At 29.4% G+C, this 12,831-nt stretch carries 11 protein-coding genes and 1 tRNA gene; 9 read left to right on the top strand and 3 right to left on the bottom strand.

The features are described from left to right. Positions 1–16: 16 nt before the first annotated feature. The 3 genes from miaE to BLU40_RS05300 are packed head-to-tail and all read left to right on the top strand — an operon-like array spanning position 17 to position 1,684. A complete protein-coding gene (gene miaE / locus BLU40_RS05310; protein WP_090121905.1) occupies positions 17–598 on the top strand; it encodes a MiaE family protein in 582 nt (193 codons plus the stop codon). Beyond that, positions 598–1,254, top strand: a complete 657-nt coding sequence (locus BLU40_RS05305) for an HAD family hydrolase (RefSeq protein WP_090120731.1) — start codon at positions 598–600, stop codon at positions 1,252–1,254. The genes miaE and BLU40_RS05305 overlap by 1 nt, the downstream gene beginning before the upstream one ends. After that, positions 1,244–1,684, top strand: coding sequence for a DUF4268 domain-containing protein (locus tag BLU40_RS05300; protein WP_090120729.1), 441 nt, complete (start codon positions 1,244–1,246; stop codon positions 1,682–1,684). Before BLU40_RS05305 ends, BLU40_RS05300 begins: the two co-directional genes overlap by 11 nt. Here BLU40_RS05300 and BLU40_RS05295 read toward each other — a convergent pair. Beyond that, on the bottom strand, positions 1,674–2,723 hold the full coding sequence (locus BLU40_RS05295; protein ID WP_090120727.1) for an NAD-dependent epimerase/dehydratase family protein: 1,050 nt from the start codon (positions 2,721–2,723) through the stop codon (positions 1,674–1,676). The two genes, BLU40_RS05300 and BLU40_RS05295, sit on opposite strands and share 11 nt — an antisense overlap. Before the next feature lie 135 nt (positions 2,724–2,858). Here BLU40_RS05295 and ftcD point away from each other — a divergent pair, with 135 nt between their 5' ends. Then, positions 2,859–4,550, top strand: coding sequence for a glutamate formimidoyltransferase (ftcD, locus tag BLU40_RS05290; protein WP_090120725.1), 1,692 nt, complete (start codon positions 2,859–2,861; stop codon positions 4,548–4,550). A 63-nt stretch (positions 4,551–4,613) separates the two neighbouring features. On the opposite strand, the gene BLU40_RS05285 is transcribed toward ftcD, so the two are convergent. Both BLU40_RS05285 and bshB1 read right to left on the bottom strand, forming a co-directional pair. Beyond that, positions 4,614–4,689 (bottom strand) — tRNA-His (locus BLU40_RS05285). Between the two features lie 51 nt (positions 4,690–4,740). Then, positions 4,741–5,457 (bottom strand): bacillithiol biosynthesis deacetylase BshB1, encoded by a 717-nt coding sequence (bshB1, locus tag BLU40_RS05280; RefSeq protein WP_090120722.1) that lies wholly within the window; start codon positions 5,455–5,457, stop codon positions 4,741–4,743. A 239-nt stretch (positions 5,458–5,696) separates the two neighbouring features. On the opposite strand from bshB1, the gene BLU40_RS05275 reads away from it, so the two are divergent. The 5 genes from BLU40_RS05275 to BLU40_RS05255 all read left to right on the top strand — a co-directional run bounded on the left by BLU40_RS05275 (position 5,697) and on the right by BLU40_RS05255 (position 12,736). After that, positions 5,697–6,539, top strand: a complete 843-nt coding sequence (locus BLU40_RS05275; RefSeq protein WP_090120719.1) for a leucine-rich repeat domain-containing protein — start codon at positions 5,697–5,699, stop codon at positions 6,537–6,539. A 150-nt stretch (positions 6,540–6,689) separates the two neighbouring features. After that, positions 6,690–7,136, top strand: coding sequence for a MarR family winged helix-turn-helix transcriptional regulator (locus BLU40_RS05270; protein ID WP_090120715.1), 447 nt, complete (start codon positions 6,690–6,692; stop codon positions 7,134–7,136). Beyond that, positions 7,133–8,248 carry an efflux RND transporter periplasmic adaptor subunit gene (locus BLU40_RS05265; RefSeq protein WP_090120711.1) on the top strand — a complete coding sequence of 372 codons (1,116 nt, stop codon included), beginning with the start codon at positions 7,133–7,135 and terminating at the stop codon, positions 8,246–8,248. The genes BLU40_RS05270 and BLU40_RS05265 overlap by 4 nt, the downstream gene beginning before the upstream one ends. Further along, a complete protein-coding gene (locus BLU40_RS05260) occupies positions 8,248–11,427 on the top strand; it encodes an efflux RND transporter permease subunit (protein ID WP_090120708.1) in 3,180 nt (1,059 codons plus the stop codon). Before BLU40_RS05265 ends, BLU40_RS05260 begins: the two co-directional genes overlap by 1 nt. Further along, on the top strand, positions 11,414–12,736 hold the full coding sequence (locus BLU40_RS05255; protein ID WP_090120704.1) for a TolC family protein: 1,323 nt from the start codon (positions 11,414–11,416) through the stop codon (positions 12,734–12,736). The genes BLU40_RS05260 and BLU40_RS05255 overlap by 14 nt, the downstream gene beginning before the upstream one ends. The last annotated feature ends 95 nt before the right edge of the window (positions 12,737–12,831 follow it).

Here is a 12,831-nt window from a genome sequence, read left to right as displayed (position 1 = left end):
AAATTTTAAAATAATGATGCTAGGATTACAGTTTGAAACTGAAACTTCGTGGGCAGAAATTGCCAAAAATGATTTACAACAAATTTTAACAGATCACGCTTATGCCGAGCAAAAAGCATCTGCAAATGCAACTTCAATCATTATTAATTATTCTGAAGAAACAGAACTTGTGCAAGAAATGGCTTTAATTGCTATTGAAGAAATGGAACATTTTAAAATGGTGCACGATATTATGGTTAAACGTGGAATGGTTTTAGGAAGGCAAAACAAAAACGATTATGCTGCACATCTTCAAAAATATTTTCCAAAAACTAAAGACCGCTTAGAAAGTTTAATTCAACGATTACTTGTTGCTGGTTTAATTGAAGCAAGAAGCTGCGAACGTTTTAAAGTATTTGCAGACAATATGAAAGATGAAGAACTATCTAAATTCTATTTAGATTTAATGGCTTCGGAAGCAAATCATTATACTACATTTTTAGGCTTTGCACGTAAATATCAAGATAAAGAAATAGTAGACAAAAAATGGAAAGGTCTATTGGCTTATGAGGCTGAATTTATGAAAGAAAGAGGTATTAAAGCTAAAATTCACGGTTAATGAGTATTTTAAACTCGTACAATAATGTTATTTGGGATTGGAATGGAACTCTATTAAACGACGTACAGTTGTGTATAGAAATTGTTAATGATTTTTTAAAAATTCAAAATAAAACAACGTTAACTATAGACAGCTACAAAAACGCGTTTGATTTTCCAATAATTGAGTATTACAAATCTGTTGGCTTAGAATTTGATGAGGCTTCTTTTGAAGAATTAACTCATAAATTTATTTATAAATACAATTCTAATGTTATGAAACAACCGCTTCATAACCATGTACTTAAAGTTCTTGATTATTGTAAAACCAATAATAAAACTCAATATATTTTAACAGCTGCCAACGAAAAAGATGTATTAAAATTTATAAATAAATTTAATATTACTCCTTATTTTAAACATATTACAGGGTTAACAAATTATAGAGCTGAAAGTAAAACAGCTATTGGAATTGAACTAATGAAACAACAACAAATTTCTACAAACTCTACGGTATTAATTGGTGATACTACACACGATTTTGAAGTTGCTGAACAATTAAATATTGATTGCATACTTATTGCTAACGGACACCAAAATAAAGAAAGATTAGAACGTAAATCGAGTAAAAATACAATTGTTGTTTCTTCATTAAAAGAATTACTATATGTTCAGTAAAGAAGAAGCCGCAAAACTTAGAAAAGAATTTTGGACTAGCTACGGAAAATCATTTCCAAGAAAATGGCTATTATACAATACCAGAATTAAAGATTTTGGATTTAAATTTGTTGCTACAAAAAAACAAGCAATGGTTTGTTTAGACATAGAATCGTTCGATAAGATGAAGAACGAGTTATTGTACGAGCAACTTTTAGAAGTAAAAAACCTTTTAATTGAAGACTACTTACCAAATGCTGTTTTTGACCCTTCTTACGAACTAGAAAGTGGTAAAATTATACATAGAATATATGTAGAACATACCGAAAAATTTAATATTTACAATAAAAACACTTGGCAAGCAACTTACGAGTTCTTCAATGCAAATATGCATATGTTTGAAGAGTTTTTCGAAGATTTTGAAGATTTTATTAGACGTGCTATTTTTTAATAGATTCTAAGTATTGGTTTACAAATTCTTTTACACCATCTTCTAGTTTAGTTTCTGGCTTAAAACCAATATAATCAAATAAACTTTCAACATTTGCATAGGTAGATTGAACATCTCCTAGTTGCATGGGCTTAAATTTAATTTTCCCTTTTTTACCTAAAGCTTTTTCAATTTGCAGAACAAAATCCATTAAAGCAACCGGACTATTATTACCTATATTAAAAATTTGATAAGCTTTTGTACTTTTTGAAGGTGTTGGCTTTTTAGGATCAAATTCAGGATTGTTTTCTTTAGGCGCTAACGGAATTAATCGTTTTATACTTTCAACAATATCTGCTACATACGTAAAATCACGACTCATATCTCCATTATTAAAAACTTCAAATTCACGATCTTCAACCATTGCTTTTGTAAAAATATGCAATGCCATATCTGGCCTACCATAAGGTCCATAAACCGTAAAAAAACGTAAACCTGTAGATGGAATATTATATAAATTAGCATACGAATGAGCCATCATTTCATTAGCCTTTTTACTTGCAGCATACATGGCTAGTGGATGATCTGTTGAATTATCTTCGTGAAAAGGAACTTCTTCACTTAAACCATAAACAGAACTTGATGATGCAAATACCAAATGCTCTACAGGATAAGCTCTACAACTTTCTAAAATATTTAAAAACCCAGTAATATTACTATCTACATAACTATGTGGGTTTTCTAAAGAATATCTAACTCCTGCTTGAGCTGCAAGGTTTACCACATAATCAAATTGCTCTTTTTCGAAAAGAGCTTTTATAGTATCTAAATCGGTTAAATCTAGTTTTATAAATGAGCACTTACCTGCCTTTAATAATTTATTATATTCAATTTTTGAAGTATCAAAACCTAAGTTTTCAAGGCGCGCAAATTTTAAATTAGGATCGTAATAATCATTAATATTATCTAACCCAACTACTTCATAATTGTTCTTCAGTAATAATTTGGCTAAATGAAACCCAATAAACCCAGCCATTCCAGTTACTAAAACTTTTTTCATAAAAAAATAAAATTTGCTTTGGCACAAAAATAGAATTAAATACTATAAACTGCTAAAATATGTGTGAAGTATTTTAAAATAGTAACACTAACATCAAAACAATCTTACTAAATTTGAATACCTAAATTTTACAAAATGAATAAACAATTAATAGAATGTGTTCCAAACATTAGTGAAGGACGCGATTCAAACAAAATAAATAGTATAGCAAAAGTTGTTGAAACTGTTGAAGGTGTTAAACTTTTAGACATAGATCCTGGTAAAGCTACCAATAGAACTGTAATTACTTTTGTAGGCGAACCTGAGAATGTTATTGAAGCTGCTTTTAGATTAATTAAAAAAGCTTCAGAATTAATAGATATGAGTAAGCATAATGGAGAACATCCACGTTTTGGCGCTACAGATGTTTGTCCGTTGGTGCCAATTGCGAATATTACTTTAGATGAAGCTGCTGTTTATGCGCATAAATTAGGCGAACGCGTTGGAAAAGAATTAGGAATACCTGGTTACTTTTATGAAAACGCTGCAAAAGAAGAAAAACGAAAAAACTTAGCTAATTGCCGTTCAGGAGAATATGAAGGCTTAAAAGAAAAGTTAAGTTCTACAGAATGGAAACCAGATTTTGGCCCTTCAGAATTTAATAATTCGGTTTCAAAAACAGGAGCTACAGCAATTTCTGCACGCGATTTTTTAATTGCATACAACGTAAACCTAAACACTACTTCTACTCGACGCGCAAACGCCATTGCTTTTGATATAAGAGAAGCTGGTAGAGTTAAACGAGAAGGAAACCCTGCAACTGGTAAAAAAGTGCTGGATAAAAACGGGGAACCAGTTCGTATTCCAGGAAAATTAAAAGCTGTTAAAGGAATTGGTTGGTATATTGATGAGTATGGAATTGCACAAATTTCGTACAATTTAACTAATATTTCCATTACTTCTATGCACGAAGCTTTTTATGAAACTGTACTTTCTGCTACCAAAAGAGGTTTACGCGTTACAGGATCTGAATTAATTGGGTTAATTCCTTTACAAGCTATGTTAGATGCTGGCGATTTCTTTTTACGCAAGCAAGAGCGTTCGTTAGGAATTTCAGAAGAAGAAAAAATTAAAATAGCTGTAAAATCTCTTGGGTTAGACGATTTAAAACCTTTTAACCCAAAAGAAAAAATTATTGAATATTTATTAGAAGACAATACTAAAAAACTTGTTGATTTAACAGTAAAAGATTTTGCTGAAGAAACTGCAGGAGAATCTATGGCGCCAGGTGGAGGGTCAATTTCGGCTTATGTTGGTACTTTAGGAGTTTCATTAGGAACTATGGTTGCAAACCTTTCTGCTCACAAAGCTGGTTGGGATGATAAATGGGAATTTTATTCTAAATGGGCTGAAAAAGGCCAGGCCTATAAAAACGAATTATTATTCTTGGTTGATGAAGATACCAATGCTTTTAATAAAATAATTGATGGTTTTAGGTTACCAAAGGGTACTGCTGAAGAAAAAGAAGCTAGAACTAAAGCCATTCAAAACGCAACAAAATACGCTACTGAAATTCCATTACAAGTTATGGAAACTGCTTATAACTCTATGGAAGTAATGGAAGCTATGTTAAACGAAGGTTTACAAACTTCGTTATCTGATGCTGGAGTTGGAGCTTTATGTGCAAGAACAGCGGTAATTGGAGCTTATTATAACGTAAGAATAAATGCAAAAGACATAAAAGATAAAGTATTTGCTGAAGAAATTTTAGCAAAGGCAGCTGCTATTTATAAAAATACAGTTAAAAAAGAACAAGAATTAATAGCTATTGTAGATGCTAAAATATAAAAATTGAACTACTTAACATATAGAAACAAAAAAAGGTCTGAATAATCAGACCTTTTGCTTTTTGGGTGAAAGACCGGTTTCGAACCGGCGACCTCCGGAACCACAATCCGGCGCTCTAACCAGCTGAGCTACAATCACCATTTTAACGGATGCAAATTTAAAAACATTTATGTTACTACACAAACATTTTTTATATTAATTTACTTAAATTTTCTACAGCCACATAACGCTCTGAGGTATAGCCTTCTGCAAAATCAGTTCCTATTAACCTACCCAAATCTTGTGCTCTATATGTAATACTATCTAGAAAATTTTTACTTGATATAGGAGAATTTGGCTCTTTGCTTGTTGGATCAAAAAACTGAGATTTATAAGCCAAAACAGCTTCAACCTTTTTTTCTATAAAACCGGTAACATCAATAACAAAATCTGGTTCAATATTTTTCCACTGTATATAATGGTAAACTTGCTTTGGTCTCCAAGCATTTTGCAATTGACCATTAAAATTAGTTTCAATTTTTCTTAAACCCGATAAAAAACAAGCATCTGATGTTAACTTACTTCCTTTTGGATGGTCAATATGCCTATCATCCATTGCATTACATAAAACTATTTCTGGTTGGTATTTTCTTATTATTTCAATTATTTTTAATTGATTTTCTTTAGAATTTTCAAAAAACCCATCGGCAATAGCTATATTTTCTCTCACTTCAACACCTAAAATTTTAGCAGCTGCAGCAGATTCTTTATCCCTAATTTCTGCAGAGCCTCTTGTACCTAACTCTCCTCTAGTTAAATCTAAAATCCCTACTTTTTTACCTAAAGAGATTTCTTTTGCTATAGTTGCACCACAACCCAATTCAACATCATCTGGATGAGCTCCAATTGCTAAAATATCTAATTTCATAAATAATTCTTTATTATATAATAACAAATATAGTTTATTTTAAAGGTACATTATAAAAAAGATTAATTTCTCTTCTTTAAAAACTGCGAAATTTTCGAAAAGCCTTAAAAAGACACAAAAAACAAATAAACGGTATGTTTTTTCAAACAAACGGTATGTTTTAATTTGGTTATTAAAAAATATAGTTCTATATTAGCATATAATTAGAAAAGATTTAACCCCAATTAACCCCCTTAATGATGAAAAATCTTCTATTTTCTTTAGTACTTATTTTTATAACCTCTGTTTCTTTTAGTCAAGTTTCTCAATCTGAGAAAAGTGCTTTAATTGATATTTACAATTCAACAAATGGTGAAAATTGGACAAACTCTTGGGATTTAAGTTCTGATGTAGAAAGCTGGTATGGTGTTACTGTTGAAGAAAACAGTGTAGTTAAACTAAATTTAACTATGAATAACCTTTCTGGAAAATTACCAAAAAGTATTTCGAAATTATATAATCTTAAAAGTATAGATTTAGGTTTCAATAAAATTAATGGTGAAATACCTAATGAAATAACACAATTAACTAAGTTAGAAAGCATAAAACTTTTTATGAATAGGTTTGAAGGTTCTATTCCTTCAGATATAGGTAACTTAGTATCTTTAAAAGAGTTTGTTATTTATAACAATGCTATAGGTGGAACTATTCCTGAATCATTATATAACTTAAAAAATTTAAACACATTACATATAAGTAGCAATAACTTTTCTGGAACATTAAATCATCAAATTGCTCAATTATCTAATTTAAAAGTTTTAAGCTTATTTGATAATTCATTTTTTGGAGAACTACCAAAGGAAATTGGATTGCTTTTAAATTTAACTGAACTTACAATTGCTAATAATTTATTTGAAGGAGAAATTCCTTTAGAATTAAATAAACTTGCTAACTTAGAAATGCTACTTCTTAGTAACAACCGTTTTAACGGTAAAATTAGTTCTTCAATTACTTCTTTACCAAAACTTAGTTATTTTGAGTATAATAATAATCCAAAAGATATTGATATAATGTCTAACCCCGTTTCTCAGACTAATATGTAACCACATATAATAATAATTCTATAAACTTTAGTTATAAAAAGACTTACTCTTCTATCGAAAAAAGAGTAAGTTTTTTTTATTAACACTAATTAACATAGTTGCATATGCAACTATTTGTTTTTTACCTTACATTTGTATTAAATTTTATTAATGGATGCAGAAGAAAATTTAATACCGTGGATTGGTAGAACGGGTAAAATGCTTGGAGCAGTTATTAAGAGTATTCTTAAAAGCAATGCTATAAATTTAACAAGAGAACAATTTATTATATTAAAAATATTAGAAAAAAATAATGGTTTACCGCAAAACGATTTAGCTTTTATTACCGAAAGTGATAAAACCTCACTATCTCGATTAATTTCTAATATGGAGAAAAAGCAACTTATTTCTAGAAAATCAATTAAGGGAGATAAAAGAGTAAAAAATGTATACATAACTCCTAATGGCATAAAAGTTTATCAAAATACATTACCAATAATTGTTGCTGCTATGAAAAAATTTCAACAAGGAATTTCAGAAAAAGAAATAGAATTAACAATCAATATTATAAAAAAAATACAAAATAATATATCAAAAGAACATTCAATTAAACTATGAGACAAACAATAATAATTATTGGAAGCATTCTAATTTTAGCTGCTGCTGTTTTTGCCGGTATTAAAATAGCCGACTTGAACAAGAAAAAAAAACCAAAATTTAATAAAATTATAAAAACTGTTTACACTCAAACTGTAAACAATAAAGCAATACCAGTTAAAATTACTACAAGCGGTAATTTAACAGCAAAAAATAAAATTGATTTATATGCTGAAGTTCAAGGAATTTTAAAACCTACAAGTAAAGACTTTAAAGCAGGAACAAAATATTACAAAGGGCAAACAATACTTGCAATTAATAGCGATGAATTTTATGCTAATTTACAAGCTCAAAAAAGCGCATTTTTTAATAGTTTAACAGCTATTATGCCCGATATTCAATTAGATTATCCAAATGAATATAACAAATGGCAAAATTACTTAAGTAGTTTCGACATTAATAAAACTACTCCTAAGTTACCACAAACAAATTCAGAAAAAGAAAAATTCTTTATTTCTGGAAGAAGCATTTTAACTAATTACTACAATGTTAAAAATTTAGAAACCAAATTGGGTAAATATAGTATACGCGCTCCATTTAATGGAACTTTAACAGAAGTTGCTGTTACACAAGGAACTTTGGTTAGATCTGGTCAAAAATTAGGAGAATTTATAGATACTTCAGTATTCGAATTAGAAGTTAATGTAAATGAAGCATATGCATACCTTTTAAAAATTGGAAATAACGTAAATGTTAGTAATATTAACAATACTAAATCTTGGCAAGCAAAAGTTATTAGAATAAATTCTAAAGTAGACCAAACAACCCAAACAATTAAAACTTATTTAGAAGTTAAAGGAGAAGGTTTACGAGATGGTATGTATTTAAACGCAGCTTTAGAAACTAAAAAAATTGAAAACGCAACCGAAATTTCAAGAAAATTGTTAGTTGATGATACCAAAGTATTTGTTGTTAATGACACAATACTAAACCTTATTACCATAGATCCTGTTTACTTTGACAATGAATCAGTTATAATAAAAGGAATAGAAAATGGCACAACTATTTTATCTAAAAGTTTACCAGGAGCTTACGACGGAATGTTAGTAAAAACTATAAACGATAAAGAATAATGAAAAAAGTAATTTCATATTTTATAAAATACCCTGTAGCGGTTAATATTTTCATTATTGCTTTTGTTATTTTTGGAATATTTGGAGCATTCAATTTAAAGTCTTCATTTTTTCCATTAACAGATTCTGAAACAATTAGTATTTCTCTTACTTACCCTGGAGCTTCACCAGAAGAAATGGAAGAAGGTATTGTTTTAAAAATCGAGGACAATTTAAAAGGAATTATTGGTGTTGAACGTGTTACTTCAGTTTCTCAAGAAAATTCTGCAAGTATAACTGTTGAAGTAGAAAAAGGTAAAGATATTGATGTAGTTTTAGCAGATGTTAAAAATGCTGTTGATAGAGTTCCCTCCTATCCTTCTGGTATGGAACCTGCTGTTGTAGCAAAAATTGAAACAGTACGATCAACAATATCTTTCACTGTAAGTGGAAAAAAACTATCATTAGCTACACTTAAACAATATGCAAGAACTATTGAAAATGATTTACGTGGAATTGAAGGAATTTCGCAAGTAAGTTTAAGTGGTTTTCCTGATGAAGAAATTGATATTGCCGTAAAAGAAAGTGATTTACGTGCCTACAACCTTTCGTTTCAAGAAGTTGCAAATGCAGTTTCACAAGCTAATATTTTAATTTCTGGTGGTAATATTAAAACATCAAGTGAAGATTATTTAATTAGAGCTAGAAATAAAAAATATCAAGGTTTAGAACTATTAAATATAGTTGTAAAAACAGATGCTTCGGGTAATATTATTCGTTTAAGTGATGTAGCAACTGTTAAAGATACTTGGTCTGAAACTCCTGATAGGCTTTTTAATAATGGCGAAATGGCTATTAGAATTGCTGTTACCAATACAAATAGTGAAGATTTATTAGAATCTGCAGATGCCGTAAATGACTATATAGACAAATTTAACCAAGAACATAATAATATTAGTATTACTGTTTCTAGTGATAGCTCAATAACACTAAACCAACGAACACAATTATTAGCCGAAAATGGTTTAATTGGTATGGTACTAGTATTGCTATTTTTATCATTATTTTTAAATCCACGTTTGGCCTTTTGGGTAGCAGCAGGTTTACCAATTTCATTTTTAGGTATGTTTGTTTTTGCTCCAATGATTGGTGTAACTATTAACGTATTATCCTTATTTGGGATGATTATTGTAATTGGTATTTTGGTTGATGACGGAATTGTAATTGGAGAAAACATATACAACCATTACGAAAAAGGTAAAACGCCAATTAGAGCGGCTATTGATGGTACTTTAGAGGTTATTCCTCCAATTGTTTCAGCAATTATAACTACACTACTAGCATTCTCTACATTCTTCTTTTTAGACGGTAGAATTGGAAAGTTTTTTGGAGAAGTTGCATCTATTGTAATTTTAACACTTTCTATTTCTTTAATTGAAGCACTATTAATTTTACCTGCACATATTGCGCATTCAAAAGCATTGGTTAGAAAAAACAAAAAAAGATCAAAAATAAATGAGTTCTTTTTTCAAATTAACCAAAAATCTGAACTCTTCTTGTTTTACATACGAGATAAAATATATGCACCATTTTTAAAATTCTTTTTACGAAATAAATTTTTTGGTTTTGTAATTCCAATCTCACTTTTAATTTTAACCATTGCAAGTATTAAAGGTGGAATAATTAGAGCCGATTTTTTCCCTAGTATTGCAAGCGATAGAATTTCAATAACTTTAAAAATGCCACAAGGTACTAATGAGAAAATTACAGATTCTATTATTTCTGAAATTGAAAAAGCAGTTTGGTTAGTAAATGAAGATTTTACTAAAAAACAAACTGGTAATGAGCAAGTTGTACAAAATGTAATTAAACGTATTGGGCCTGGAACTTCTAATGGTTCTTTAACTGTTAATTTATTACCTGGTGAATCTAGAGATGCTTCATCTCCAAAAATTACTGCTGCCATTAGAGAAAAAGCAGGAGACTTTTACGGATACGAATCTTTAAGTTACGGTTCTGGAGGTAGAATGGGTGGAAGTCCAATTTCAATTTCATTATTAGGAAACAACATTAATGAATTAAAGGCTGCTAAAGAAGATTTAAAAGCTGCTATGAATCAAAATCCAGATTTAAAAGATATTTACGATAATGATCCACAAGGTATTAAAGAAGTTCAAATTAAACTAAAAGACAATGCGTATTTATTGGGCTTAAATTTACAAACAGTAATGGCTCAAGTTCGTTCTGGATTCTTTGGTTTTCAAGCACAGCGTTTTCAACGCGGCCAAGACGAAATTAAAGTTTGGGTACGCTATAAAAAAGAAGACCGTTCTTCTATTAAAAACTTAGATGATATGTGGGTTTCTACGCCTACAGGAAATAGAGTTCCTTTTTCTGAAATTGCAACATACTCAATAAAACGTGGTGAAGTTGCTATTAACCACTTAGAAGGAAAGCGAGAAATCCAAGTAAATTCAGAATTAAAAGATCCTGAAGCCAGTGCAACTGATGCCCTAGCCGATATTCAAGAAAATATAATTCCAGATGTTTTATCTAAATATCCTACCGTTTCAGCAATTTATGAAGGTCAAAATAGAGATGCAGCAAAAACTATGAATTCTGCAAAACTTGTTTTTCCAATAATTTTATTGCTAATATATATAACTATTGCGTTTACATTTAGAAGTTACGATCAACCATTGTTATTAATGATTATGATTCCTTTTAGTTTAATTGGTGTAGGTTGGGGACATTATATTCACGGTTTCCCTATTAATATACTTTCATTTTTAGGTATTATTGCTCTTATAGGTATTTTGGTAAATGATGGATTGGTACTAATTGGTAAGTTTAATGGATATTTAAAAGAAGGTTTAAAATACGATCAAGCGTTATACAAAGCAGGTATTTCAAGATTTAGAGCTATATTTTTAACCTCACTTACTACCATTGCTGGTATGGCTCCTTTACTATGGGAAACAAGTAGACAAGCACAATTTTTAAAACCAATGGCAATTGCAATTTCTTATGGAATTGGTATAGCAACCGTATTAACATTAGTTATGCTTCCACTATTACTATCATTAGGAAATTCTATTAAAGTATTTTTTAAATGGATTAGAACGGGTAAAAATGTTACTAAAGAAGAAGTTGAAAGAGCTATTATTGAACAAAAAACAGAACACGATGCAGAATTATAAATACATCCTTTTCATTTTCCTTTTTAGCGTTGCAAATAGTTTCGCTCAAGAATCTGAAATACTAACAAAAAATAAGGCTGTTAGAATTGCTTTAGAAAATAATTACGGAATTAAAATGGCAAATAATGCTGTTGAAATTGCAAAAAACAATGCTAGCGTATACAATAGCGGTTATTTACCAACAGTAAGTGCTAGCGCCGGAGCAACTTATAATAATTCTACAAGTGATTTAACATCTCAAACCGGTGTTGAGAGTACAGTTGAAAATGGTGAAACAAAATCGTATAACGCCTCTATAGGTTTAAATTATACAATATTTGATGGTTTTGGTAGAAAATACAATTATCAAAAGCTAAAAGAAAGTCATAATTTATCCGAATTAGAAGCTAAAACTGTAATAGAAAATTCTTTACTTCAACTGTTTTCAATTTATTATGAAGTAGCTCGTTTAACAGAAAATAATAAGAATTTAGAAGAAACTTTAAGTATTTCAAAAAATAGATTAAAAAGAAGTGAATATGCTTATGAATATGGTCAGAGTACAAAGCTAGATGTTTTAAATGCAGAAGTTGATGTAAATAACGATAGTATTAGTTATATAAACTCTCAACGCTTATTAGCAAATGCTAAAAGAGATTTAAATGTTTTATTAGGAAGAAGTGCGCAAGAAAAATTTGGAATTGATACCAATGTAAATTTTGAACTAACTTTTAATAATTCCACGCTTCAAACTAAAGCAAAGGAGTATAATATTGAAATTCAAAAAGCAACTAAAAATATTGAATTAAGTGATTTTGATATAAAAATTAACAAATCTAGTTATTTACCAAGCCTATCGCTAAACTCTGCTTATTCATTTAATAAAAACGACAACCCAGCAACAGCGTTATTTGCAGAACAATATTCTAAAGGTGTAAACGCAGGCTTATCTCTAAATTGGAATATTTTTGATGGAGGAAATACAAAGACACGTGTTGCAAACGCAAAAATTTCTAGAGATAATTTAAAAATTCAAAAAGAACAAATAGAAAACCAATTGGAACGTGATGTTGCAAACGCTTTGGAAGTTTATAACAACTCTCTATTTATTCTTTCTTCTGAAGAAAAAAATGTTGAAACTAACCAGCGTAATTTCGAAAGAAGTGAAGAAAACTTTAAATTAGGACAAATTACTTCTATAGAATATAGACAAGCTCAGGTTAACTTATTAAATTCAAAATCTAGTTTAAACACAGCAAAGTATAATGCAAAAAACGCAGAACTACAATTGCTTCAATTAACTGGAGATTTATTAAATACTTCGTTCTAACAAATCAACTTATTTGGTTAAAAAGCGTATTTATCTTTAAATACGCTTTTTTTTTGTTAAAATCAAGTCAGTGTAACAATCATCACCTATAACGC

The organism is Lutibacter oricola (assembly GCF_900106565.1).
Taxonomy (GTDB): Bacteria; Bacteroidota; Bacteroidia; order Flavobacteriales; family Flavobacteriaceae; genus Lutibacter; species Lutibacter oricola.
Note: the sequence above shows the minus strand (reverse complement) of the source record. Positions and strands in the feature narration are given on the sequence as shown.

What these genes read in the sequence shown, in the direction of transcription:
- BLU40_RS05260 (WP_090120708.1), top strand. Translation starts at nt 8,248, where the DNA reads ATGAAAAAAGTAATTTCATATTTTATAAAATACCCTGTAGCGGTTAAT.
- ftcD (WP_090120725.1), top strand. Translation starts at nt 2,859, where the DNA reads ATGAATAAACAATTAATAGAATGTGTTCCAAACATTAGTGAAGGACGC.
- BLU40_RS05300 (WP_090120729.1), top strand. Translation starts at nt 1,244, where the DNA reads ATGTTCAGTAAAGAAGAAGCCGCAAAACTTAGAAAAGAATTTTGGACT.
- BLU40_RS05255 (WP_090120704.1), top strand. Translation starts at nt 11,414, where the DNA reads ATGCAGAATTATAAATACATCCTTTTCATTTTCCTTTTTAGCGTTGCA.
- bshB1 (WP_090120722.1), bottom strand. Translation starts at nt 5,457, where the DNA reads ATGAAATTAGATATTTTAGCAATTGGAGCTCATCCAGATGATGTTGAA.
- BLU40_RS05295 (WP_090120727.1), bottom strand. Translation starts at nt 2,723, where the DNA reads ATGAAAAAAGTTTTAGTAACTGGAATGGCTGGGTTTATTGGGTTTCAT.
- BLU40_RS05265 (WP_090120711.1), top strand. Translation starts at nt 7,133, where the DNA reads ATGAGACAAACAATAATAATTATTGGAAGCATTCTAATTTTAGCTGCT.
- BLU40_RS05270 (WP_090120715.1), top strand. Translation starts at nt 6,690, where the DNA reads ATGGATGCAGAAGAAAATTTAATACCGTGGATTGGTAGAACGGGTAAA.
- BLU40_RS05275 (WP_090120719.1), top strand. Translation starts at nt 5,697, where the DNA reads ATGAAAAATCTTCTATTTTCTTTAGTACTTATTTTTATAACCTCTGTT.
- BLU40_RS05305 (WP_090120731.1), top strand. Translation starts at nt 598, where the DNA reads ATGAGTATTTTAAACTCGTACAATAATGTTATTTGGGATTGGAATGGA.
- miaE (WP_090121905.1), top strand. Translation starts at nt 17, where the DNA reads ATGCTAGGATTACAGTTTGAAACTGAAACTTCGTGGGCAGAAATTGCC.